The organism is Candidatus Methylacidiphilales bacterium, assembly GCA_033875315.1.
GTDB lineage: Bacteria > Verrucomicrobiota > Verrucomicrobiia > Methylacidiphilales > CAZTYG01 > JANRJG01.
The window spans coordinates 73,148-96,943 of the sequence record JANRJG010000015.1; the positions used below are offsets into that span (position 1 = coordinate 73,148).

Sequence of the window (23,796 nt, forward strand, 5' to 3'; positions counted from 1 at the left end):
GCATCCCTGAGGGAATCAGTCGGTCAGGCGAAGGGATTCAGTCTGCAGATGGGGGCGGATGCAGCCATTGATCGTGCCGCCGTAGTCGTCTCGCCCGCTGCCAGTCTCATGAACAAAAAAAGAAATGGCATCTGGGATATGAACCTCGATGCGGGTGGCGTCGCGCACCAACATGATGTTGAAGGTGTAGCGGCCGTCATTCAGGAAGTTGGCCGGCAAATGGTATCGGTGCAGGTATCGTCCGGGCTGATAGCTGGCGCTCTTGAGGCCGGAACAAAGGACCCAGGTGCCCTGCTTGTCAAACAAGTGGATGCTGGAGGAAAGATGGTTTTCGGCCTGCATGGCCTCGATTTCGATTTCCAATACCACTTCCCTGTCGATGGGGACATCGACGCATGTCCTGCCTTCACAGACTATTTGCGCAGAGCGTATGGATAAATTGCTGCGGGTGGCGATGGGGTCGTTTTCCCAGGAAATCCTGCCCCCTGTGGACGCGATGGTTCCGATGCTTTCCGCGATAACCGGGCCTGGCGGGCCCTGCAGGGCCAATTGACCGCTTTTCAAGAGCAGCACCCTCGAACACAAATTGGAAACGATGCCCAGATTGTGGCTGACGAAAAGCACGCTGCGTCCCTCGTTTTTGGAGACAGACTGCATCTTCCCGAGGCATTTTTTCTGGAACTGGGTGTCCCCGACTGCCAGAACCTCGTCGATGATGAGGATCTCGGGCTCGAGGTGGGCGGCGACGGCGAAGGCCAGGCGCACATACATGCCGCTGGAGTAATGCTTGACCGGCGTATCGAGGAATTTTTCCACTTCGGCGAAAGCCACGATCTCGTCGAATTTATTCCGGATTTCCGCCCGGTTCATGCCGAGGATGGCGCCGTTGAGGAAGATGTTTTCCCGCCCGGTCAGCTCCGGGTGGAAGCCGGTGCCGACTTCGAGGAGGGAAGCCACTCTTCCCCGCAGGCGGACACGTCCGCGGGTGGGTTCGGTGATGCGGGAGAGTATTTTGAGCAGGGTGCTCTTGCCGGCGCCATTTCTTCCGATGATCCCGAGGACTTCTCCCTGCCGGACTTCGAAGGAGACGTCGTTGAGGGCTTGGAAAATTTCCGATTTCCGATTTTTGGGTTCTGGTTTGCGGAACAGGCCGCTGAGGGTTTCGCGCAGGGTTCGATAGGAAGCCTCCCCTCCCTGGTGGGTGAGGATGTAGTCCTTGCCGAGATTTTCGACGGAGATGACGGGGGCACTCACTTCGTTCGTATGCTTAATGGTGGAGCAGCGGGCGCTTGAAAAGGCTGGATGAAGGTTCGCTCTTTACCCGATTTGGGCCGTTGATTTTGTTAGTGAACAAAAGAAAGTCATATCACGTCGGCGAAGGTGCGCTCGGTGGCGCGGAAGACTTTCAGCCCCAAGAGGACGAAAAGCAAAGAGACGACAAGAGCAAGGATCACCTCGAAGATGGGGAAGATGGCATGGCCCAGAATGGCCCAACGGAAGCCCTCGATGACACCAACCATGGGATTCAGGGCATATAGAAGGTATAGGGTTTCGCCCAACTTGGCGCGAACGACATCGTTGCTGAAAGCGACGGGTGAGACATAAAGCCCGAATTGGAGGATGAACGGGATGATGAAGCGGAAGTCCCGGTAGGTGACATTGAGGGCGGTCAGGAGCAAGCCGGGTCCGAGGGCGGCGAGAGTGGCCAGGAGCATGAGGAGAGGGAGGGCGAGAATCTGCAGCGGGGGAAGGAAATGGAACCAAATCATGAGGCCGGCCAGCACCGCGAGGGAGATGCAGAAATCGATCAAGCTGACCGCGAGCGCCGCACCGGGGATGATGAGGCGGGGAAAATAGACCTTGGAGATGAGGTGGGCACTGCCGACGAGGCTGTTTCCCGAAGAGCCGAGGGCGCTGGAGAACAACTGCCAGGGCAGCAGGCCGGCGAAGACCATGAGCGCGTAAGGGGTGTCTCCCTGACTAGGCAGACCGGCCACACGGCCGAAAACCACGGTCATGATGAGCATGGTGAGGACGGGGGGGATGATGGCCCAGAGCACGCCGAAAACCGTTTGTTTGTAGCGCACGGCAATGTCCCTCCATGCGAGGATGAGGAACAGTTCCCGGTAACGCCAGAGGTCGGCCCAGTAGTGCAGGGCGCCCCGACTGGGCTCAATGACGACTTCTGTTTTTGCTTCAGACATGCTGGTTTTTTTCACACTTCGTGCCGGTCCCTTCGGCAGGTGATTTGGCCGAAGTTCCAGTAATCCAGCAGGTTGTGCAGACTAGGAGAAGGGCTCGAGCCAATCGGGCTCGATTTCCAAAGCCACGGAACGCTGCAGGATTTCGACGGATAAAATCAGTTTGGTGCGTCCGCTCCTGCGCTGGACCACGCCTTCGAGGCCCTTGAGCCGACCGGTGGTGATGCGGGCGCGGCGTCCGACGCCGAGGTAGGGACAGTCCTCCGTGCCGAGGCCGGATGCGAGCACAAGCCGGATGGCTTCCAACTCGGCTAGCAGGCGGCCCTGGTCGTGGACCTCGATCACCGCGGCCACGTGGCCGGAGCCGTAAACTGCATTGCGTTGGAGAAGACTGAAGGCTCCGAAGGTGTAGCCCGCGAAAAGGGGGTGGTGGAAGGCGGTGCGTTTGCCGGGATAGACCCGTATTCTTTCCCGGAGCGGGAGGTAATGCCCCAATCCCTGTTGGGCCAACCACTGGTCTAGTTTTTTTTCGCAGCGCGGCCTGGTGTGCAGAACCCACCATTTGCAACGACCGTCGACCGAAGACGGAGGGCGGAAAGAAGGGGGGGACAGCGTGATCATAGAAGCTTCTCCGCCAGAGGCAGGATCTTGCGGATGCGGGTCTCGAACTGGTGAAGTTTGGTCAGGCGGCCCTGGATGAATTCGGAGTCTGCCCCCTTGGCACCCCGGGCTGAGACGAGGACTTGCATTTCCTCCAACTGCCGGGAAGTGGACTCCAGGCGGGGCCTAATGAGGGCACCGAGAAGGTGGCGGAGAACTTGGCGGAAATCAGGATTGGCCTGGTAGTAATCGCGGCGGTCGCCCTTGACCCAGACCTGTTCGAGCGCCCCCCAGGACTTGAGTTGACGCACGCCCATGCTGGCGTTGCCTTTGCTGATGTGCAGGGCGTCCATCAAGTCGTGCAGGGAAAGCGGTCGGGGACTGAGGTAAAGAACCGCGTAAATCTGGCCGAGGGACCGGGGCAGACCGAGCCTTTGGGCCGAGCGGCTGCCCAAATCGATGAAGCGTTCGCGGATGGCGGTGTCCTGATCGTTCAAAACAAATTGAACGATACCGGCTGGATCGCACTTTGGCAAGTGGGAAGCGGGGGCGATCAGGAGAAGGAATGACAATCGTGGGCGGGCGGGCGTAGTATGCGCCATGGACTTGTCGCGATACCAAGCCGCAGATTTCGACCGAGGTGCCCCTGTTTGGAAAGAAGCCTTGTGGCGGCTTTGCCAGGGATTTTTTTTCCAAGCCCTCTGGCCGGTGCCCTCAAGCTGGCGGGTGGGCTTGCTGCGATGGTTCGGTGCCCGTATTGGTGCGCGGGCTGTGATCCGCGCCGGGGTCAACATATCGTTCCCTTGGAGGTTGGAGATGGGCGACGACGTTTGGATCGGGGAAGAAGTGATGATCCTTTCCCTGGCCCCGGTGCGATTGGGATCGAATGTTTGTCTGTCCCAGCGCTCTTTTCTCTGCACGGGGTGGCACGATCGCCACCGTGAAACCTTCGATCTGGTGGTGAAGCCGATCACGATCCATTCTGGATGCTGGGTGGCGGCGGCGGCTTTTGTTGGTCCCGGGGTGGATATGCCCTCCGGAACCGTTTTGGCGGCCGGAGCGGTCCTGGTGAAGTCGCCGGAAAAACCTGGGATGTATGCCGGCAACCCGGCGCGGGCCATCGGCGTGTGAAAATCCTGTTGTTGAACCAATACGTCCCCCCGGACGCATCGCCAACCGCGCTGCTTCTTGGCGACCTGGCCCGTATACTGGAGCAGGAGGGGCACGAGGTCCGTCTCGTCGGAAGCGGATCGAGCTATGGGGTTAGGCGGCGTGGTTGGGGTCGCTGGTTGCATGAAGGGTGGTCCCTGCTGCGCATGATGTCGGCGGCCGTGTCCGGGCCCAAACCCGGGGCTGTCATCGTGCTGAGTTCGCCGCCCTGTCTGTTGTTGGTCGGCGTGTTGGTGGCGCGGGTGCGCGGGGCACGTCTTCTGCATTGGGTGATGGATGTGTATCCGGAAACCGCGGTGGCCCTGGGGGAATGTGGTTGGTGGGCGGGCGAAGTTTTGGGCGGGTTGATGGGATGGGCCTATAGATCTTGTGCCAAGGTGGTGGTGCTGGATGACGACATGGCCCAGTGGTTGGAGAAGAGGCACGGCATCCAAGCCGAGGTGTTGCCGCCCTGGCCTCCGGAACTCGCGGCTTCTGATGTTTCAGCCCGGGCAGTCTCCGGCAGGCGTATATGGATGTATTCAGGCAACTTGGGCCGGGCCCATGATTGGGAAACGTTGGTGGACGCCCAGGAAATCTTGGAAAGAGAAGGAAAGGCCTGGGATTTGGTGATCCAGGGCGGAGGTTCAGGATACGAAGAAGCACGCTTGGAGGCGGAAAGGCGTGGCTTGAAGCATTGTCGCTGGCTGCCCTACGTTCCCAGGGAGCAGTTGATGGGAACATTGATGGAAGCCGAAGTATTGGTGGCCACCCGGCTCCCTTGTCTGAGGGGATTGCTTTGGCCGAGCAAGCTGGCGGTGATGCAATCTTTACCCAGAACCATACTCTGGGTTGGGGAAAGGCATGGGGCCGTGGCCCGGATGTTGAGTCAACGGGGCGGCGTCGGGATTTTTTCCTGCGGCCAAAGCGAAGAAGTCGCCCGGTGGTTGGCTGGATTGCCCGGGGAGCGGCTCCCGATGTCGGGTGAGCCGATTGCTTTGCGCCGCCGCAGATTGCAAGAACAAGCTCTGGCTGTCTTTGCAAACGCATTGAAGTAAGGCATAACCGGTCTATGTTGGCCCCGGATGATCATCGCGGCAATTCTCGGATTGGTCGGCATCCTGGTGGCACTCTTGGTGACGCCATGGGTCATCCATTTGGGTGAAAAGGGCTGGGGTCTGGACCGGCCGGACAATTACCGCAAGAAACACCGTCAACCCGTCTCCCGTCTGGGAGGGGTCCCCGTATTGTTCGGATTCCTCATCGCCGTTTCGGTTGTCTTCTTTTTCCATCCGGAATACACAACGCGGTGGCTGCCCGTGTTGGTCACGGTGGTTTTGATGTTTGGCCTGGGTTTTTGGGATGATCTGCGCCCGCTGGGGGCGCGTCTGAAATTGTTCTGCCAGATATTGATCGCGGTGTTGGCCTACTGTCTCGGCCTGAGTATTGAGTCGGTCACCTATCCGGGATCGGGGGTGAGTGTGAATCTGGGGGCGCTCGGCTTTTGGGTGTCGATCTTCTGGCTGATCAGTGTGCCCAACATTGTCAATCTGATTGACGGGGTGGATGGCTTGGCCGCCGGACTGGGCGCCTTGTTGCTCTGTACCCTGGGCTATGTCGGCTGGTCGATGGGGCAAACGGACGTGTCCTGGGTCAGTTTTTCCCTGGTCGGTGTGTTATTGGGTTTTTTGTGTTTCAATTTCCCGCCCGCCCGCATTTTCCTGGGCGATGGGGGTGCGTATCTGATTGGCAGTGCCGTGGCCTGTCTCTCGCTGGTGAGTGCCAACAAGGGGGCCGTGGCCGCGGTCATCCTGGTCATGATGGTGGCCCTGGGGCTGCCGATCATGGATACGTTGTTTGCCCTGGTCCGTCGGGCCTTCCGGGGGTTCCCTTTGTTCCACGCCGATGCGGAACACATCCACCACCGCTTGCAGCGGTTGGGCCTTTCCGAGCGGAGGGTGGTCCTCGGGCTTTACCTTGTTTCCGCCATTTTCAGCATGGTGGCGCTGAGCGTGCTTTGGTCGCAGGGACGGACCCTGCCCATCGTGCTGGGCATGCTATTTCTGGCCATGGTGCTGATGGTCCGCTACCTGGGTTACATCTGGAGTTGGGCCGACCTGGCCTCGCAGGTCCGTCGTTCGATCGAGCGGCGCCGCGAGGTGCGTTACGCCCTGCTCCAGGCCAGTTTGATGGAACTGGAAGTGGAGCGGTGCCAGAGTTTGGCGGAATTCCGCGTGGTGATGATCCAGGCCCTGCGACGGGTGGGTTTTGTCCTGGATGAGCATATCAACCAGGACCGCTACCTCAATGTCACCCTTTATTTTGTCCATGAGGAGTCGCTGGTGTTGCAGGCCCCGAACGATCTGCGCGACAGCGAGCATTGGAGGCGTCTGGCGGAGTGTTTCCGCCGTCCCTACATGATGGCCCTCAAGCGCTGGCAGGATTGATATGGGGCGGACGCGACTGTGCGTTTTGGCCGGGATTCCGGTTTTGGCGGTTGCGCTGGGTGGCGGGACAAGCCCGCTAGGGCAGGGGGTGGTGTTTATCTTGATGGGATTGGCGATGGTCTTTTGGGAGCCCCGTTCGGCGCCCCGCCCGTTTCTCCTCTGGGCGTCCATCGCGCTCGTCCTGTGGTGTGCCATCCCGTTCCTGCCTGCGGGTTGGTTGTCTTCGCCCGCTTGGCGACACGATCTGGAAGCGGTTTTGGGCCATGCCCTTGCCCCAACCCACACGGCGCAACCCTGGTTGACCCTGGGTGCATGGCTCACTTTGGGCTCGGTCGTGGCATGGGTGGTTTGGTTGGACGCCCAGGACCTGGGTGACCAAGAGCGCACAGGGGTGTTGAAGATCTATCTGCTGGGTTTTGCCGGAGTGGCGCTGGCCGGCTTGATTTGTCAAATTGCCGGGGTCCGGCCTCCGCTCTGGGAGGGCATACAACCGGGTCCATTCCCCAACCGCAACCAGAGTGCGAACGTCCTGGCGCTGGCCGGGGTTGCGGCGTTGGCGCTGGGCATGCGCCAGTTGCACCATGGAAGGCGGCATGGATGGATTTGGCTGGGTGCGGTCGGCTTTTTTCTCGGGCTGCTCCTGCTTCTGGGATCCCGTGCCGGTTTCATCCTCTTCTTTTGCGGCGCGGCTGCCTGGTTGGGCTGGGAATTTGTCGGATCGCGCAAAAAAAACCACGTCGTGGCCGGCGTGGTTCTGTCGCTTTTTTTGCTCGCGGCCACACTCTTCATTGGCGGCGAAACAGTGGACCGGCTGCTGCATGCGGCCCGGGATCAGACGACCTGGCAGAAGGAATCGAGACTCCTTCTCCAGCATGACGCGCTGGACATGGTGCGGGACCAGCCGGTGTTGGGATTGGGACTGGGCAATTTTGACGGGGTTTTCGGCCTCTACCGGGACCGTTACCAGAACTACAGCCGCCCCATCCACCCGGAAAGTGACTGGGTTTGGTGGATGGCGGAAACCGGGGTTCCGGGAGCGGTGTTGTTGATCGTCCTGGCTGGGTGGCTGCTCCGAGTGTCCTGGCCCGGGGCGGTGGAGAATGATCGGCGACTGCGTCGTGCCGCGATCGTGGTCCTGCTGCTTTTCATGGTCCATGCGGCGGTGGACGTTCCGGCCCACCGATTAGGTTCCATCTTGGCGGTGCTGTTTTTTCTCCCTCTTGCGCTCCCGGCCAAGTCAGGGTCCATTCCGGCGATTCGTGTGCGCGCGGGCTTCATGCTGGCTGGGGTGACCGTGGCGGTCTGGGGCTTCCTTCTGGCCGGCATGTCCCTGGGATGGTTCGATCTGCCGGGGCAGGTCCGGCGCGAACGCCTGATGTCGGAGGCGGAAGCCCATGATCAGGCCTCCCGCCATGCCGAGGCGTTGGAATGCGCACTGGAGGGCCAGAAAATGGCACCACTGGACTGGCGTTTATACCGTCAGGAGGGCTTTTCCCGCCTGGGACTTAACCAGGGCGGAGAACTGGCCAGACGGGCCTTCCGGTTGGTCAGGGCACTTGAGCCTGACAGCCCGTTTGTGCAATACCAAATTGGTGTCGCCTGGTTGGGCCGTGATCCCGCCCAGGTGATCGCGGCCTGGGATGAGGCGCTGAAACGCAGGAGCCAACAACGCACCAGTTTTTATTTGGAAATGCTCGGGGCTTCAGGCCGTGACCCCCGGGTGAGGCCCCTGTTGGACCGCATGGCTGCGGACTATCCCGAGTTGGATATCTTCAATCTCGCACGGGCGCGCGCGGAAGACTTTGAAGGGCACTTAGAGCGGATTTTGGCGCATGCCCCCTCCTATTACAAACTGCCGCCGGATGGCATGGATTCGTTTTTTGAGGCCTGGCGGGAACGGCGGGGAAATCTCCGTTTCATCCAGGAAATCTGTGCCCGTCCGGACTGGATGAACGCCGGCTGGTGGACCTTGGCCCGGGCCCACGTGGCCCTCAAGCAGCCGCACCGTGCCATGGAATTGGCCAAGCAAAACCTCATCCCTCCGGTGCTGCCACGGCTCGATTTGGACGAAGACAAGGCCCGCGAAATCCTTCGCAAACATCCCGATGACGTGCCGGCCGGACTGGCCCTTTATGAATGGGCCCTGCGATCCGGTGATGGCCCGACCGCACGCAAGCGTTTGGATGTGCTGCTGGGCCTGAAAGACAAGCCGGTCTACCTCCACTACCTGGATGCCATGTTGTGCATGAAAGAAGGACGCGATGCCGCGGGATGGGAAGCCCTGGAGCGTTTCCGCCAAGCCAGCGCGCAGCAGCCTTGAACGGGGCTGCCGCCATCAGGGGCTTCCATCCATTTGCAGCCGCCGGATGGGTTTCCGATAGATAGTCGTGCGTCCGGCCAGTAATCCTTCCGGGAATCCCGGCACGTCGAATACGGCATCCCACATGCGCTCAAACGCATGGGCGGCATCGTTCCGGGCCCGTGACGCCGCCTCCGCGCGTAGGTAAAAATCGTGCGGGCGACGATGGATGGTGCTGCGTGTGACGGCAAACTGGGCCCCGCAGGCGAAGGTGAATGTTTCCGGGCAGGGCCGGTCGAAAACCGCAGACCAGGTGTCCGCCATGTCGAGCGGGGTCCGCTCCGCGTTCTTCGACCATCTTTGGTACAGGCGTGATCCGGTGGCATCGTCGGTATCGATGATGTGCCCCAGCCATTCGAAGCCGGGAGGATCGGCCAATCCCTCGCGCGCCAAGCGGGCCAGCGAGTCGTGGAAATCAAAGGCGTGATCGAAGGGGCGGCCCTGGCAGAAGATGGTTGTCTCCGGGAGTTCGTGGTAATGACTAACAATATGAAATAAGTAGGACTGTGCTTCCCGGCCGTGATTGGGCAGTGGGATTTCCGAGGTCCGTTCACGGGCCGTCCCCTTGTTGTAAACAAAGGACCTGATCCCCCGGGGGATGTTGCGCAGCCATCCGGTGTCTTCGTTGTGGCGGGCGACGACAAGATCCACGGTCATGGTGCCAATCTACAGTGCCGGGTGGGCCCGATGCAAAAACTCCGTGTGCCCGAGATTGTTTGTGCTTGAATGGGCAGCGGATGAACATGGAGATTCAGGTCAGGAATTACCGCTGTTTCAACGAGGCCCATCCGGCCGTTCTCCGCATCCACCGGGGCACCACCGCGCTCATTGGTGCCAACAACGCCGGCAAATCCACCCTCCTGCGTTTGTTTTATGAACTCCGCCCGCTTTTCGCCAAATTGGCCGAGTCCCCGGCGGTTTGGGCCGCGCTCCTCAACGAGTCGATTCCCCTTCCTCAACCGCTGGAAGTGGAGGATCGCGAAGCCATCCTTCACCGGCATGCCAGGGGTGACCTGGTCCTGAATATTCGTGTTCTGGATTGTGACCTGTCCGCCCGCAAGCCAGATCCCCGGCCCTACATCGTTCCCGGTGAGATCGACCTGGTCGTCTCGAGGAAGAACTTCCGCGTGATCGCCCGGGTGGATGGCGCGCGGGGTCGTTTCCAAGTGGTCGATGCCCGGGGTTCCCATGCCCGTTTGACCGGGGGCGAGGCCGCCCTCATCACCGTGTCCTGGCCGGTCTTGCAGGAACTCTTCGGTTCCCTCGCCGACAGTCTGTACATCGGGCCCTACCGTGCCCTGCGCCCGTTCCCGGAGGAAGACCACAGCTATGATCTCCAACTGGGGGCTTCGTTTTTCAAGAAATTCCTCCGCGTCCATGAGACGGAGAAGGCGCGCTTCAACGAGGGTGCCCGGCGCCTGGAGCGCGACATGCGGTCCATCTTCCAATTCAAAAAATTCGAGGTCGCCGTCCTGGGCCGGCCGGCGGCGCTTTTTTTTGACATCAACGGGGAACGTTACCGCATTGACGAACTCGGGAGCGGGGTCGGGCAGGTCTTCCTCATCCTGGCCCATGCCCACCTCCTGCGGCCGGCCTATGTCTTCATTGATGAGCCGGAGTGCCACCTGCACCCATCGATACAGGCGGAGTTCGTCACCGCGCTCAATGGCTACGCCCGCAAGGCGCTTTTCCTGGCGACCCACAGCATGGGTTTGGCGCGTTCGGCCGGGGACAGGATCTACCAAGTGGTCCGGCATCCCTCCGACCGTTACACCACCGTGCAACGATACCGACCGGAGGAGCGATTGAGCGAGGTCTTGGGGGAAATCAACTTTTCCGTCCAGCAACAGGCGGGCTGCCGCAAGATTCTGCTGGTCGAGGGACCGACCGAAGTCAAGGCGGTCCGCCAGTTCCTCCGCCACCTCGGCCAAGACCGCCAGGTGGTGATCATCCCGCTGGGGGGCAGCAGCATGATCAACGGACACCGGGATGACGAATTGCGGGAGATTGCCCGCATCTGTCCGGATGTCTTCGCGCTCATCGACAGCGAGAAACCATCGCCCCGTGAGGTTCTGTCTGTCGAGCGCCAGGGGTTTGTCAGATCATGCGGCAAGTCGGGCATTGAGTGCCATGTCCTGGAGCGGAGGTCATTGGAGAGTTACTTGACCCGCGCGGCGATCCAGAAGGTGCTGGGCAAGGGCTTCCAGGAACTCGGCCCGTATGACGATGTCAAACGCCGCTACGGCCACTGGCCGAAATCGGACAACTGGAAAATTGTCCGGGAGATGGCATTGCGGGATTTCGAGCAAACCGATCTCGGGCAGTATCTGCGATTTGTCATCGAGTCGCCCTGTCGTGTGGCCGGGGTGAAAGAGGATTGAGGGCTTCACGGGCGAGGAGGAATTGTTTGCGGGCCATGCCCCAGCGGTAGCCGCCGAAGGCGCCGGTGCGGCGGATGACCCGGTGGCAGGGGATGAGTACCGCGATCGGGTTGGCCCCCACTGCCGTGCCCACAGCCCGGGCGGCTTCCGGTCGTCCGACGGCACGGGCCAGGGTTCCGTAATCCACCAGCGCACCCTCGGGTATGTCCAACAGGGCGCGCCAGACCTGGAGTTGGAAGCGGGTGCCGCGCAGATGGAGAGGGGTTCTGTGGTTTCCATCGAAAAGCCTGCCTGCGCGGACTGCCGCACCCCGGGGATCGTGAATCCATCCTGCTTCCGGCCAGGTCCGGGCCAGGTCGCGGATTTGATGGTCCAAGGGTGCGCGGTCTGGAAGGAAGCGCACCACGCTGAGTCCACGGGCCGTCCAGGCGAGGAGTGTTCGCCCGAGAAGAGTGCCGGTTTCCCCGTAGCGGATTTCCGCTCCGGCGCCGCCGCGGCGTGCTTCACCCGGTGTCAGCCCGTCGGTGCGGATGATGAGGTCGTGCAACCGGCCGGGACCACTCAGTCCGATCTCCAGCGAAGTGTGAAGGATATCCTGTCCGGTTTGGAGGCGGGCCAGGGCAGCTTCCCTGCTCAGGTGCTGTAAGAAAAGGGCGGGCGAAATCCCGGCCCAGCGTGTGAAAAGGCGTTGAAAATGGAACGGACTCAGGTGGACATGTTCCGCCGCGGCCTTGAGGTCGGGGGGGTGGGTGCTGTGCGCGTCCAGAAATTGCAGCGCCTTCTCAATCCGGGCGTAATCCATTTCGGCCTGGCAGGGTTTCCGGGTGGGCATGGGTTGAATCTGGCAAAGCCCGGATGTCCCATCCACCCGGATCTTGCGGACATCGTTGACCGCGAATGGATGCAAATCCTCGCCATGGAGCACGGACCTGGAGGGCTTCAGCTTTTGTCTCTCCCATTGGCGACTACTCGCGTCCGTTCGCGGTTTCAATCGTCCGAAACCGGCCGTCCGCCGCGTCCCGCCTTGATCGAGGCGCGGTGGCGCTTGCCCTCGACGGCCCGGCGTTTGGCTCCCTTGGAGGGTTGGCGGTACTGGCGCCGCTTCTTTTCCCTCTCCTGTTGGCGCGCCAGAACGGCGGCCTTGCGGGCATCCAGGATGCGGGAGAGGAGGCGTTCCCAGGCCAGGGTGCGGTTGCCCGACTGCGAGCGGCCATCCTGGCAGCGAACGGACAGTCCGGTGGGATGGTGGATCAGCTCGACCGCGGTGGAGACCTTGTTGACATTCTGGCCCCCCGGCCCAGAGGAGCGGCAAAAACGTTCGGTGAAATCCTCTTCGCGCAGGCGGAGCGTTTTCAGTCGTTCCTGGAGGGTGGAGTCCATGGTCCAGATTTACCACAGAGGGTGGGGAGGACCCAGAGAAGATTACCGGGCCAAATCCCAGAAAGCTTGCAAATCCCCGGGCAGGGCAGAGACAATTTGTATCCGTTCCGTTTCCCAGGTGAAGCCGATACCTGAAGCGTGCAGCGCGTGGCGGTTGAGATGCAGCCGTGCTTCCAGCGACGGGGTCCAGCCGGTGCGGATGAATTCCAGATAAGCTTCCGGAGCCGGACCGTAAATCTTGTCGCCAACGACCGGAAAACCGAGGTGGGCCAGATGGACCCGGATCTGGTGCAGTCGTCCGGTCTCGGGGAAACAGGCCACCTGGCTGATTTCACCCGCCAGGGGGTGTTGCCTCGTTTCGAGTCGTTGGATGCGGGTCCGCGCCGGGCTGCCGTCCGGATGGACGCCTTGTTTGAGATGGATCTCCGAGGGGCCGTGGTCGCCCAGGCGGGCCAGCGGAGCGTTGATTTCCGCTGTGTCCGGAGTGCGACCATACACCAGGGCATGGTAGGACTTTCCGACGGTGCGGCGCATGATTTGCTTGCCGAGGGAAGAGGCGCCTTCGTGCGTGCGGGCCAGGAGCACGATGCCGCTGGTTTCGCGATCCAGCCGGTTGATGCAGGCATTGAGCTCGCCGGGGAATTGTTCCAGGGCCCAGTCACGCAGGGTGGGGGGACCGCCTGGTTTGGTGGGGTGGCAGAGGACGCCCGAAGGTTTGTCCACGGCACGCCAGTGCAGGCCTGATTGAAGAATGGGAAACAACACGGGAAAATCTCACACTGGGTTAGAGGATTCCTTTTGCCAAGCCGCGTTCTTCTACCGATATTCATGGCTGTTTATGCAACGGATTCCGACCATGGCTTTGGGCCTCGCCCTATGGGGGCTCTTATTCTCGGTTGCCCCGCACGTCCGGGCGGCAGAATGGGTCGCCATTGCCGTCTCGGGTGAACCGGTCAAGGTGGTCTCCCCGGACCGGGTAGAGGAACTAGGAGAGATGGTCACCCTGCGGGATGCCGGTGGACGGGCCTTGGGAGCTTGGCAGAAATCGTTCGTTCTGGAACGCATGGTCCAACCCCCTGCTGAAAAGAGTTCATGGGAAGCCGGGGCGCTGCGAGCGCGGTTGGGTGAGTGGGAGGCTTTTCTCGGACGGCATGCCGTTGCCGAACCGTTGGTGGGACCGGTACTCAAGGAAGTGCGCGCCTTCGTGAAATTTCAGGATGAACAGGCCGCGGCAGCCCTCGCCGAAAAACAAAAACGCCTGCAAGGCCGCCTCGAGGCGGTTTTGGCGATGCCTTTGCCGCCCAAAGATCCGACACCCGATGCGGAAATGATCCAAGCCCACATCCGGGATGCCCGCGCCCTGCTCGCAGAAATGCCGGAAGCGAGCGCGAAACTTCAGGAACACCTCAAGCCATGGGAGGAAATCGGGGACGCTCTCGCTGCGGGCAAGGTGTGGTTCGAAGACGCTTGGAAAACCCCGCAAGAAATCGATGCCCTCAAGCAGGAGCGCCTCCGGAAGATAAGGGAGGCGGCCATGGAAAAAGTGGGACGCATGGAAATTCCCGCCACCGTCATCCCGGCGGACAAGATGGGCCAGCTGCAGATCGGAGTGTTGGTCAGTTTCGGTCTGGGGGTGCTGGCTTTGCCCGCCCTGCTTATCTGGCGGACCACCACAAGTACGGTCATCAAGTCGAAAAGCCAGGGCCATGTCCGGCTGACGCACAAGAGCGGACTGTTGGAGTCGATCAAGATCCTTCTTTTCCTGACCTCGTTTGTCGTGGTCGCCGTCGAGGGCTACTATATCTACCGTCTCTGGTTCGCCCCCCGTGGGGCGGAAGTGCAGCTGGCCGAGCCGGCGGCTTGTCCGGATCTCCTTAAAATGGCCTATGCCTGCAGCCGTCCTTCCGATCTGAAAATGGTCGATGTGCCGAGGGAAGTGAAAGTGGCGAATGCCGCCCTGAACAGCCATCTGGCCCAATACCTGGCCTTCACCGGCGGGGGGCAGGAGGGTGCGCTTGAACGCACCGCTTGGTCGGTCCGGATCGACCCACAAGCCATTCTGATACAAGAAAATCTCCGTTGTGGTTCACGCACCTGGACCGCCACTTACACCATTGAGTTATCCGAAGATGCGGGCGGCAAGCGCTTCCGCACCGGGCGGGTCTTGATCGATGGGATGCAGGTTCCCCAGATACTGGGCGGGCTGTTGTGGAATTCCTTCCAAGCCGAGCTCCAATCCTGGGCCAAGCGGAGCGCGGTTTCGCAGCATTACCAATTCGCCGGGGTCGAGGAAGACAAACTGCTGCTGCGCATCAGCATGATGCCCCCGCTCCAGCCTTAGACGGAAAAAGCATTTCACCGCGAAGTGCGCGAAGCTCGCTAAGACATACGGGTTTGAGTATGAAACAACCTCGTTCACCAATCGGTGAGACTGAATCCAACCCCGATCCTTATCAGGGTTGGATTGCTTGATAATGTAATATAATCAAGCGTTTCCGCTTCGCGTTCTTCGCGTCTTTGTTGGTGAGCCCGTATCCCGTATCGTTAAGGCTGGGCATCCGAGATGTGCCGGGCCAGGCCTGCGGCAAAAGGCAGGGGATGGAAGTCGAGATCGGCCGCGGCCGGTGAAGTGTCGGCCTGTTGGTCTTCTTCCAGCATGGCCACGTGCCCGGGGGTGGGGATTTTCCACGGCGAGACCGCTTCGATGAACCAGGCCCCGAGGATGGCGAATTCCACCGGAACTGCCAACGGGTGGATGCGGACCCCGTTCTGTCGGGCCAATGTTTCGAGGACCACCCGGAACGGCAAGGGAGGGCCCCCAAGTTCGAAGGTTTTTCCGATCGAGGCCGGAGTGTCGAGCGCGCGCGCAAAGGCCCCCGCCACTTCATCCACATGCACCGGTTGCATCAGGGTGGTGCCATCCCCGACCATGGGGATGATCCCACCGGTCAGCCAGCGCAGGGGCGGGGTCATTTGGCGGACGAAGATGGAACAAAATCCGTCGCCCGGCCCGTAGATGACGGCCGGGCGGAAGATTGTCCAATCGAGTCCGCTGGCGCGCACCGCGCACTCCCCCTGCCATTTGGTGCGATGGTAAGCGGAAACCGCATGCTCCCTCGTCCCGCTGGCGCTCATGTGCAGGAGGCGGCGGACACCGGCGGCGTGGCAAGCATCGACGAGGTTGCGCGTCCCCTGGGCGTGGATGGTGGAGAAAGTCTGGGAGCCGCGCTCGAAGATGATGCCGACCAGGTGGATGACGCCGGTGACACCGGTCATGGCCGCCTGCAGAGAAGATGGATCCGTCACGCTTCCTGCGACCAGGGTGCATCCGGTTTCCGATTGCAATCGGAGGGCGGCGGCGGATTCCGGATGGCGGGCCAGAACGCGGGCATGGTGTCCGCGGCGGTGGAGTTCGCGTACGATGGCCCGCCCGACAAAACCCGTCCCACCGGTGACCAAAATCATCCCCCAGCAATAAACCAAAGCCCGGCGAAGGCAAAGCGGATTGGTTGAAAGCGGGCTTGCGCTGGGAAGGATCCCCACGAACTTGGTGCAATGAAAACGGCATTGGTCTGGTTCCGGCGTGATCTGCGGTTGGAGGACAACACCGCCCTGCACCGTGCCTTGTCAGAGGCGGAGCAGATTGTCCCCGTGTTTGTCTTCGATCCCAAGATCCTGTCCTCGCCCGACGTCGGCGGGCGGCGGGTGGCCTACCTGCTGGCCTGTCTGGATTCGTTGGACAAGAACCTGCGCCACATCGGAGGCCGGCTGATCCTCAGGGAAGGTGACCCCGTGACCGCGCTGCGGGAATTGGCCCGGGAGGCCGGGGCCGAAGCGGTCTTTTGGAACAAGGACTATGAGCCCTTTTCGCTCAAGCGGGATGCGGCGGTGGAAGCCATGTGCGGATCGTCCGGCTTGGCTTTCCGGGCCTTTGACGATCAGTGCGTCCATGCCCCGGGCACGGTCCTGAAGCAGGACGGAACCCCCTACACCGTGTTCACGCCTTTTTCCCGGGCTTGGAAGGAAAAGCCCGAGCCTTCTCCCTGGCCAAGACCCAAATCCATCCGCGTGCCGGGTGGTCTGGCCGGGGCGGCCCTGCCCACCTTGGAAAGCCTGGGCCACCGCGTGGATATCGAGCTGCCCCCCGCGGGAGAGCGGGCGGCGCACGAGTCGATGAAAGCCTTCCTGGCGGAAGCGGTTGGCACTTACAAATCGCAGCGCGATATCCCCTCGGTGGAGGGCACCTCTCGCTTGTCACCCCACCTGCGGTTCGGGACCCTTTCGCCGCGAACCGTTCTGGCGGGCGCGCGCGCAGCCCTGAGCCGCGGGGTGGGGCCGGAGGCCGAGATCGGGGTCTTCGTTAACGAACTCATCTGGCGCGAGTTTTACAAACACATCCTCCATCATTTCCCCCATGTCGAGAGTGGTTGTTTCCGGAAGGGGTATGACGCCCTGGCGTGGGAGAATGATAAATCCCTTTTTGCCGCATGGTGCGAGGGCCGCACGGGCTACCCGATTGTTGATGCGGGCATGCGGCAGTTGAACCAGACCGGCTGGATGCACAACCGCCTGCGCATGATAACGGCCAGCTTCCTGACCAAGGACCTGCTCATCGATTGGAAGTGGGGTGAACGCTACTTCATGAAGCAGTTGCTCGACGGTGACCTGGCGGCCAACAACGGGGGTTGGCAATGGGCGGCGGGGACCGGGACCGACGCGCAACCCTATTTCCGGATCTTCAATCCTTCCAGCCAGACGGCCAAGTTCGACCCGGAGGAGAAGTTCATCCGTCGCTATGTTCCCGAGGTCGATACGCCCTCGTATCCGCGCCCGGTGGTGGTGCATTCCGAGCAACGGGACAAAGCACTCGCCTTGTACAAGACCGTGCGCGATGCCGGTCTGTAAACTGGGAAAGGCCTTTTTACCGCGAAGATGGGATAGCTGGTTGTGAACGGATGGCGAAGCCGTTCGTATGCAGGGGGGGCGGATTTGTCCTCCTTAACTCACGCCCCTTTACGGTGTGAGATATGATGGCTAAGTTTGATCCGTGGCCGATCCAAGGAAACCATTGCTGCTGCGCCCGTTGTTGTGGCTGCGCCACGGTTGGCCTTGGGCTTTGGCGGTGGCGTTGCTGGGATTGGTTTCGACGGTCCTGGTCCTGTGGAGGGTGGCTTCCTACGACCACAAGGATCTCGTGCGATGGGCCGGGCGGCAGGTCGGGTATGAAGTCGAGGCTGGCTCCGTAACTTTTCCCAAAGCCGGGCGTTTGGTCATCCGCAACCTGCGGGTGGAGGACTTTGCCCGGGTCGAATACCTCGAATTGAACGGGTCCATCTCTGGCTTGTTCGGACGGACGTTGGATACCCTGCGCGTGCAGGGGTTGGAAGTGCAATTGGGCAAAATGCAGACCGCCCTGAATCAGCGCCAAGGGGGTGTTTCGACCAAAAAAACAACAAAACTTTTTTCTTTTACCTTAAAGAATCTGATGATCGGCCAGAGTCGGTTGATATTGGATAATCTGGGTCCGGGCATTCCTCCCCTGCCGGTGCGATTGGGGGATGTGACCCCCATGGTCTTCACGAATCTGCACTTGGGCGGGGCGGAAGAAGATCCGGCGGCGCGGGAAATCCAGATCGCCACCCTGGAAAACATCATCATCTATTCGCCCTATGATGCCTCGGCGCCGGTGCTGGCTTTTGACAAGATCCGGGTCGGCTTCAGTTGGTCGGGCATCCAGCAAAAGCAGCTCGACCAGTTGGTGCTGGAAGCGCCAACCATCTACATCGGGCCGGACCTCTTCTGGTTTTCCGACCGGATGAAGGAAGCAGCGGCGCGCGCGCCCAAGACCGTGGCTTCCGAAACTCCGTGGGGCATCGCGGATTTCCAGATCATCCAGGGTGGGCTTGTCCTGACCCGCGATGGCCAGCCGGCGATCAAACTGCCCCTCACTTTCGAGTCGCAGCAAAACGGCCTGGTGTTGTCCGATTTCAGCAGCCTGCAATTGGCCCGGGCCGGTTTCCGCATTCCGCTGACCAACCTGCCCTACCCGGAATACAACCTCAGCATCGTGGGGATGGAGGGGGAACTGTATTTCAGCCTTCCGCTCGAGGAGCGTGGCCAAAAGGAAAAAGATTTGAGCAACATCACCCCTGCGTTGAAAATCAAATCGGCACTCTGGAAGGGGTTGGAGCTGCGGGATGTGGCCATTTCGGTCACCTTCGACCGCAAGGGCGTTTACGGGGCGGTCGACGGGCTGGCCTACCAGGGCTCGGTCAAGGGGGGATTCACGGTCATGCTGGACCATGCCATGAGCTGGAATGCCTGGGCCTCGACCACTGGAGTGGAGTTGGACCCGGTGACCAATCTGCTCAGCCCGGAGCACTTTGTCATGAGGGGTTTGGTGGACAGTTCCTTTGCCGTCAAAGGCCGGAGCCGCACGGTCGATGAGTTCACTGGCAAGGTCGATCTCAACCGCCCCGGGAGGATGACCGTCAACGCCGTCGACCGCGTGCTCCAGGACCTCCCGCCGGAGTGGAATTCCCTCAAAAAAGAACTGGCCCGGATCAGCCTGGAGGCTTTCCGCGACTACGATTACACCGGGGGCCGGGCCGAGATTGCCTTCAAGCCGCCGCACAGCGCCTTCCGCTTGGACCTTGACGGGAAGCAGGGTAAAAGGAACGTTAACCTGACCTGGGAAGACCGGGGCCTGCTGGCGCCGGAAAAAATCAACCCCATCACCCAAACCAAATGATCATGACCCCTACCCAATCTTTACGCCGCGTGCTTTTCCTGCTGCCATTGGTTTTCCTCTCCTGCGCCCCCACCGTCAGGCTTTCCACCCCGGACCCGGTGAAAATCGACGTGAACATGAACGTCCACGTCACGACCGAGGCGGTGAAAAAGTCGGTCGACGGCGACCCCGGAAGCTATTCCCCGAGGCAGGCCCGGCGCGAGCGCATGGCCGAGTTGCAGGCTTTGAAGAACAACCGCATCGTCGGCGAGGGCAATGACGGCCTGATCGTGCTGAAGGAACCCCCGGTGGACCCTGCCTATCAATCTTATATCGCCCGGGTGGTCAAGGAGGAGAACGCCGACCGGCAGATGATCCTGAACGATGACGCCGAGTCCAAGAAACAGCCCGTTTCCGTGGTGGCGCGGGACTTCGCCCGCCGCAACCGCGAGGCCGCCTTCCCCGGCGAGTGGGTGCAGCAGGAAGATGGGACCTGGATCAAGCGGTAGGGGAGCGTTTCACCACATAGGGCGAGGGCGCAAAGTTCGCCCAGGAAGCATGTGGACTGCGGGGGAATAAAATCAAAAGGCCGCCCTGGAGGGGCGGCCTTTCAAAGGATCACAAAGGATCAGATAAGACCAACTTCGCGTGCTTCGCGCTCTTGGCGGTGAGAACCTCAGAGCGTCTGCAGGAAGCGGACGAGTTGCTCGCGGTTCGGGCTCTGGGCGTGGCGGACGTAGAAGCCCGAGTTGGCCACGGCCAGTTGGAGGGCGTGGGCCAGGCTGAGGCCGAGGAGTTGCCCGATGAGCAGGCCGGCATTGAAGTGGTCGCCTGCACCGGTGCTGATCTTGGGCTTGGCGGTGAAGGGACCGTTGACGAAGAATTCACCGGTGGCATCGGCGCCGCAGGCATACTGGACCGGGTGGACGACGACCGTCTGAAGGCCGAGTTTTTCCCGGATGGCGCCGGCCATGGCGGCGTAGCCTTTGGGGTTTTTGGGGAAGGATTTCAGTCGGAGCACCTTGCCGACGTGGTTGGCTTCGCTTTCGTTCAGTCCGAGGGTGACGTTGTGGAACTGTTGGAATTCCGCGATGGTCTTGAGGGCGGCGGTGAGGTCGGCGTCGATGCGCTTGGCCGGATCGGCCAGGTCGAAGAAGAGGTGCTTGCGCTTGCCTTCCTTGATCGGCTTGAACTCGCTCAGGATCTTTTTCCACAGGGCGGACATGTGGGGGAGCATGGTCCAGTTGACCATGGCGACAAAGTCGGATGCGTCCCAAAGTTGGCGGAATTTCTTGTCGCCGAGTTTTTTCTTGATCGTTTCCCAGCTCACTTCATGGACGGTGGCGTGCTGGCCGATCATCAGTTTGCCGTCGCCGAATTCGAGGGCCGAGGTCAGGGCGGGCTCGGAAATGCCGTGGATTTTGGCGCGCTTGGCGAACTCGGAGAAGACGGGGTGGACCTTGGGGTAGCCGACCATGCCGACGTATTCGACCGGGGCGCCGAGGGTGCTGAGGGCGAAGGCCATGATGGGGCCGTTGCCCCCGATCTTTTCCACCGTGGAGACGACTTCGAAGTTGGCGCTTTTCCCGGCGGCCTCGCTGATTTTCTTGCCGAAGTCCTTCATGGACTTGTAGGCGGTGTATTTGGTGGCGGTCTGCCGCTGCTCCACCACTTCCTGGATGGTGTCAACGAAGCCGTCGAAGCCGACCAGGCCGTTGTATTTCAGGAGCTGGGCGCGTGATCCGATGAGGCGTTCAGCTGTTTGGCGGGCAAGGCGAGAGTCAGTCATAAGCGCCCGAAAATAGCGATTTCATGGCAAAATTCAAGCGCTAAGGTGTCGCCACCCGAATGAGGCGCGGACTTTAGATCTGCCAATCGACGGCGACTTCGCGTTTCAGCCGGGTTTTGTTGCTCTCGTAGAAGACCTTGCCATGGGTGGCGCCGAACTCATGCACGGCTTTCGTCACCTTGACGTCGTAACAGCAGTATTCGGCGATCTCCCTCAGCCTGCCTTCCTTCCACCACTTCAGGGCGTCGGTGCCGACGGCCGTCTTGTTGACCCCCAGGGAAGCCTCGGCCACGGCGTCCAGCCCGATGCGGTGGCCGATTTTGGACTCGATGTCGACCATGAGGTCGAGGGTGGGCACCTGGGAGAAGTCAAAAAGGGTGTAAGGCATGAGGACGGTGTAGTCGAAGCGGAGGAGGTTGAACCCGATGACCAGGTCAGCGCGTTGGAGTTCCTGGATGAGCAGGTCGACGTCGCGCTCATGATAGATGGTGTAGCCGCCGCGGGCTGTGCTGTAGGTGACGCCGATCGACATCTTCATGTCGGCGATGTGGTCCCAGCCACCGACCTCCTGGGCGCTCTTTTGGGTTTCGAGGTCGAAGTAAACGAGGTTCCTGGCCATGGGTGCAATCAACGGCGTCCGTTGAGTTGGAAGCGACCCATCTGGTGCCTGCTGCGTGCGTCGGTGGTTTCGCCGACGGGATCGACATACCACCACAAGCGGCCATCGGCCTGCCAGCAGCGTTTGCGGCTCAATTCGACATAGGCCACCCAGTTCCAATCAATGGCGAAACCGGGTTTTTTCCCGAAATTCCGTTCATACCAAGGGAAGATACGGGTGTGGAGGTCTTTGAGGGCGTCTTCCTTGGTCTTGCCCCAGCCGTTGGGTTGGCTGATGTAGCGGACCATGCCGGGCTTGACGCCCGGCGGGAGAGAGGCGGGATCGGCGTGGTCAGGAACCGGGGTGGCCAGCGCCGCCAATGAACCGTGGACGCCGCCAAGCAGCAGGATGGTGCAGATGAGAAAACGCATCCATGCAGCATGAAGAGGGGGGCGCAGGATGGCCAAGTAAAAACCGCTCCCGGGCAGACGGGACGTCATTTTTGACTCCTCAGCCGGGATAAAGGCAAAAAAAGAGCGGGCTACAGGCCCGCTCTTCACAAACTAAACTAAGGAGGAAACACAAAAACGAATATCTAAACATTGGACAAGCGGCGTGGGATTTCGTTCAAAAAAGATGGATCTATGGTAACGAACACAACAGTTGATCTAAGCTCATCCTGTTGCATATAAATGACTTACGAACAAAAAAGAAATTCAGAAAAAAGCTTAAAAAAGGCTGCGGGGTGGGCGCGAAAATAGGATTTGACGAAAAAAAGCATTTCACTAAGTTTCTTCACGTGTGGCGGATCAGGAGTCGCTGGCATGTTTCATGCTGGTAGGTTTCTGGTCGTTGTTTCCTGACATCAGGGAACAGGCCACCAAACAAAAACACACAAGGAGAAATAACAAACATGAATAAGATGATCACCGGTTTCTTCGCCGCTGTCGTGATCGCCTCGCCCGCTTTCGCGGACGTCGGCGCTCCCGCCCCCACGGCCAAGGACCTCGAGAAAGTCGTCGAAAAAGTCAACTACGTTGAGACCGCCAAAGAAGGCGTCAAGCTCAGCGGTTACGTTGATGCCGGTTACACCTACAACTTCCAAGGCGCTCGCGTCGGTGGAAACGCAGTGGACGACAAAGCCCGCGGCGATTTCAACCTCAACGCGGTCAAGTTGACCCTGGAAAAGCCCCTCAGCAGCGCCAACGAGTTCCAAGCCGGTTTCCGCGCCGACATCAAAGTCGGTGAAGATTCCACCTTGCTCGCGACGCCTAAAGTCTTGGCTGACATCCCCGATGGCTTTGAAAGCAATGACACGGGTACCTCGGACAACTTCTCGCTTGACCAAGCGTATGTCATCATCCGCGCCCCCATCGGCAACGGACTCGACATCACGGTTGGTAAGTTCGCCAGCCTTCTCGGCTACGAAGTTGACGATCGTCCGGCAAACCTGAACATCACCTACGGTTACGACTGGTTCTTCACCACCACACACCAGACCGGCGTCAAGCTGTTCTACCCGGTGAATGACACCATCGAACTGCAGGCTGCCATCAGCAACGGTTCCGGTCTCGACACCCAGGGCCTCGACACCAGATCCGACGGCTACGGCTACAACTTCACCATCAACGTGAAGAACAGCGGTGGCAACGCCAACATCTTCAACGGTGTGTACGTCAGCAACACGGCCGAAGACGGCATTGGTTCCGGCGCTTATCTCTGGAACATCTGGGGTAACTGGGCTCCGAAGTTTGCCAATGACAAGCTTCTGCTCGGCTTCAGCTCGAACCTGAATGTCAACGGGCAAGATGGCGAAGGCGATGACATCACCGTCTGGACCGGCTCCCTCTACGCGAAGTATCAAGTCACTGATATCTTCAGCTTGGCAGGTCGTGCCTCCTACCTCTCGACGGTTGACGGTGAAAACTTCGGTTTCGCCGCTGCTGCCGGCGATGCCTACTCCTGGACCGGCACTGCTGGTTTCGACTTGCTCGAAAACCTGCTGCTCCGTGCTGAGTACCGCACCGACTTCACCACTGGCCTCGACAATGGCACTGAAAGCGAATCCGACGATTTTGCTCAGACCATCTCCCTGCAGGCCGTTTACACCTTCTAATCTGAGATTAGCTTAGGTTCTTTAAAGGCCCTCGTCCCGCGCAAGC

The 23,796-nt window shown here is 60.6% G+C and carries 22 protein-coding genes; 10 read left to right on the forward strand and 12 right to left on the reverse strand.

Annotation, left to right across the window (positions count from 1 at the left end; translation table 11 throughout):
• Window positions 1-15 precede the first annotated feature (15 nt).
• The 4 genes from SFU85_05795 to SFU85_05810 form a co-directional block, all read right to left on the reverse strand.
• Window positions 16-1,254 (reverse strand): polysaccharide ABC transporter ATP-binding protein, encoded by a 1,239-nt coding sequence (locus tag SFU85_05795; protein ID MDX6766284.1) that lies wholly within the window; start codon window positions 1,252-1,254, stop codon window positions 16-18.
• A gap of 107 nt (window positions 1,255-1,361) precedes the next feature.
• Complete coding sequence (locus SFU85_05800; GenBank protein MDX6766285.1) at window positions 1,362-2,204, reverse strand: ABC transporter permease; 843 nt, start codon at window positions 2,202-2,204, stop codon at window positions 1,362-1,364.
• Window positions 2,205-2,285: 81 nt separating this feature from the next.
• Window positions 2,286-2,822, reverse strand: coding sequence for a transcription termination/antitermination NusG family protein (locus SFU85_05805; protein ID MDX6766286.1), 537 nt, complete (start codon window positions 2,820-2,822; stop codon window positions 2,286-2,288).
• Complete coding sequence (locus SFU85_05810) at window positions 2,819-3,298, reverse strand: hypothetical protein (protein ID MDX6766287.1); 480 nt, start codon at window positions 3,296-3,298, stop codon at window positions 2,819-2,821. Before SFU85_05810 ends, SFU85_05805 begins: the two co-directional genes overlap by 4 nt.
• A 103-nt stretch (window positions 3,299-3,401) precedes the next feature.
• Here SFU85_05810 and SFU85_05815 point away from each other — a divergent pair, with 103 nt between their 5' ends.
• The 4 genes from SFU85_05815 (at window position 3,402) to SFU85_05830 (ending at window position 8,717) form a co-directional block, all read left to right on the forward strand.
• On the forward strand, window positions 3,402-3,932 hold the full coding sequence (locus SFU85_05815) for a WcaF family extracellular polysaccharide biosynthesis acetyltransferase (protein ID MDX6766288.1): 531 nt from the start codon (window positions 3,402-3,404) through the stop codon (window positions 3,930-3,932).
• A complete protein-coding gene (locus SFU85_05820) occupies window positions 3,929-5,008 on the forward strand; it encodes a glycosyltransferase (protein ID MDX6766289.1) in 1,080 nt (359 codons plus the stop codon). The genes SFU85_05815 and SFU85_05820 overlap by 4 nt, the downstream gene beginning before the upstream one ends.
• 27 nt (window positions 5,009-5,035) lie before the next feature.
• A complete protein-coding gene (locus SFU85_05825; GenBank protein MDX6766290.1) occupies window positions 5,036-6,397 on the forward strand; it encodes an MraY family glycosyltransferase in 1,362 nt (453 codons plus the stop codon).
• A gap of 91 nt (window positions 6,398-6,488) precedes the next feature.
• A complete protein-coding gene (locus tag SFU85_05830) occupies window positions 6,489-8,717 on the forward strand; it encodes an O-antigen ligase family protein (protein ID MDX6766291.1) in 2,229 nt (742 codons plus the stop codon).
• 15 nt (window positions 8,718-8,732) lie between these two features.
• Here the strand turns inward: SFU85_05830 and SFU85_05835 are convergent, their stop codons facing one another.
• Entirely contained in the window at window positions 8,733-9,413 is a 681-nt protein-coding gene (locus tag SFU85_05835; GenBank protein MDX6766292.1) for a DUF3431 domain-containing protein, read from the reverse strand.
• Window positions 9,414-9,493: 80 nt separating this feature from the next.
• Between SFU85_05835 and SFU85_05840 the strand changes: the two genes are divergently transcribed.
• Complete coding sequence (locus tag SFU85_05840; GenBank protein MDX6766293.1) at window positions 9,494-11,137, forward strand: AAA family ATPase; 1,644 nt, start codon at window positions 9,494-9,496, stop codon at window positions 11,135-11,137.
• On the opposite strand, the gene SFU85_05845 is transcribed toward SFU85_05840, so the two are convergent.
• The 3 genes from SFU85_05845 to SFU85_05855 all read right to left on the reverse strand — a co-directional run bounded on the left by SFU85_05845 (window position 11,094) and on the right by SFU85_05855 (window position 13,282).
• Window positions 11,094-11,969 (reverse strand): methylated-DNA--[protein]-cysteine S-methyltransferase, encoded by an 876-nt coding sequence (locus SFU85_05845; protein MDX6766294.1) that lies wholly within the window; start codon window positions 11,967-11,969, stop codon window positions 11,094-11,096. The two genes, SFU85_05840 and SFU85_05845, sit on opposite strands and share 44 nt — an antisense overlap.
• Before the next feature lie 155 nt (window positions 11,970-12,124).
• A complete protein-coding gene (locus SFU85_05850) occupies window positions 12,125-12,517 on the reverse strand; it encodes a peptide chain release factor-like protein (protein ID MDX6766295.1) in 393 nt (130 codons plus the stop codon).
• A gap of 42 nt (window positions 12,518-12,559) precedes the next feature.
• A complete protein-coding gene (locus tag SFU85_05855; GenBank protein MDX6766296.1) occupies window positions 12,560-13,282 on the reverse strand; it encodes an RNA pseudouridine synthase in 723 nt (240 codons plus the stop codon).
• A gap of 73 nt (window positions 13,283-13,355) precedes the next feature.
• On the opposite strand from SFU85_05855, the gene SFU85_05860 reads away from it, so the two are divergent.
• Entirely contained in the window at window positions 13,356-14,858 is a 1,503-nt protein-coding gene (locus SFU85_05860) for a hypothetical protein (GenBank protein MDX6766297.1), read from the forward strand.
• Window positions 14,859-15,061: 203 nt separating this feature from the next.
• On the opposite strand, the gene SFU85_05865 is transcribed toward SFU85_05860, so the two are convergent.
• Window positions 15,062-15,982, reverse strand: a complete 921-nt coding sequence (locus SFU85_05865) for a complex I NDUFA9 subunit family protein (GenBank protein MDX6766298.1) — start codon at window positions 15,980-15,982, stop codon at window positions 15,062-15,064.
• 90 nt (window positions 15,983-16,072) lie between these two features.
• On the opposite strand from SFU85_05865, the gene SFU85_05870 reads away from it, so the two are divergent.
• From SFU85_05870 to SFU85_05880, 3 genes are all read left to right on the forward strand, one after another.
• On the forward strand, window positions 16,073-17,422 hold the full coding sequence (locus tag SFU85_05870) for a deoxyribodipyrimidine photo-lyase (protein MDX6766299.1): 1,350 nt from the start codon (window positions 16,073-16,075) through the stop codon (window positions 17,420-17,422).
• A 142-nt stretch (window positions 17,423-17,564) separates the two neighbouring features.
• Window positions 17,565-19,268, forward strand: a complete 1,704-nt coding sequence (locus tag SFU85_05875; protein MDX6766300.1) for a hypothetical protein — start codon at window positions 17,565-17,567, stop codon at window positions 19,266-19,268.
• 2 nt (window positions 19,269-19,270) lie between these two features.
• Window positions 19,271-19,756, forward strand: a complete 486-nt coding sequence (locus SFU85_05880; GenBank protein ID MDX6766301.1) for a DUF1318 domain-containing protein — start codon at window positions 19,271-19,273, stop codon at window positions 19,754-19,756.
• A gap of 167 nt (window positions 19,757-19,923) precedes the next feature.
• On the opposite strand, the gene SFU85_05885 is transcribed toward SFU85_05880, so the two are convergent.
• The 3 genes from SFU85_05885 to SFU85_05895 all read right to left on the reverse strand — a co-directional run bounded on the left by SFU85_05885 (window position 19,924) and on the right by SFU85_05895 (window position 22,065).
• Window positions 19,924-21,036 carry a PfkB family carbohydrate kinase gene (locus SFU85_05885; protein ID MDX6766302.1) on the reverse strand — a complete coding sequence of 371 codons (1,113 nt, stop codon included), beginning with the start codon at window positions 21,034-21,036 and terminating at the stop codon, window positions 19,924-19,926.
• A 73-nt stretch (window positions 21,037-21,109) separates the two neighbouring features.
• Window positions 21,110-21,655, reverse strand: coding sequence for a ribonuclease H-like domain-containing protein (locus SFU85_05890; GenBank protein MDX6766303.1), 546 nt, complete (start codon window positions 21,653-21,655; stop codon window positions 21,110-21,112).
• 8 nt (window positions 21,656-21,663) lie between these two features.
• Window positions 21,664-22,065 carry a hypothetical protein gene (locus SFU85_05895; GenBank protein ID MDX6766304.1) on the reverse strand — a complete coding sequence of 134 codons (402 nt, stop codon included), beginning with the start codon at window positions 22,063-22,065 and terminating at the stop codon, window positions 21,664-21,666.
• A 482-nt stretch (window positions 22,066-22,547) separates the two neighbouring features.
• Between SFU85_05895 and SFU85_05900 the strand changes: the two genes are divergently transcribed.
• The gene (locus tag SFU85_05900; GenBank protein MDX6766305.1) at window positions 22,548-23,750 is read left to right on the forward strand and encodes an outer membrane beta-barrel protein; all 1,203 of its coding nucleotides are present in this window, start codon (window positions 22,548-22,550) and stop codon (window positions 23,748-23,750) included.
• The last annotated feature ends 46 nt before the right edge of the window (window positions 23,751-23,796 follow it).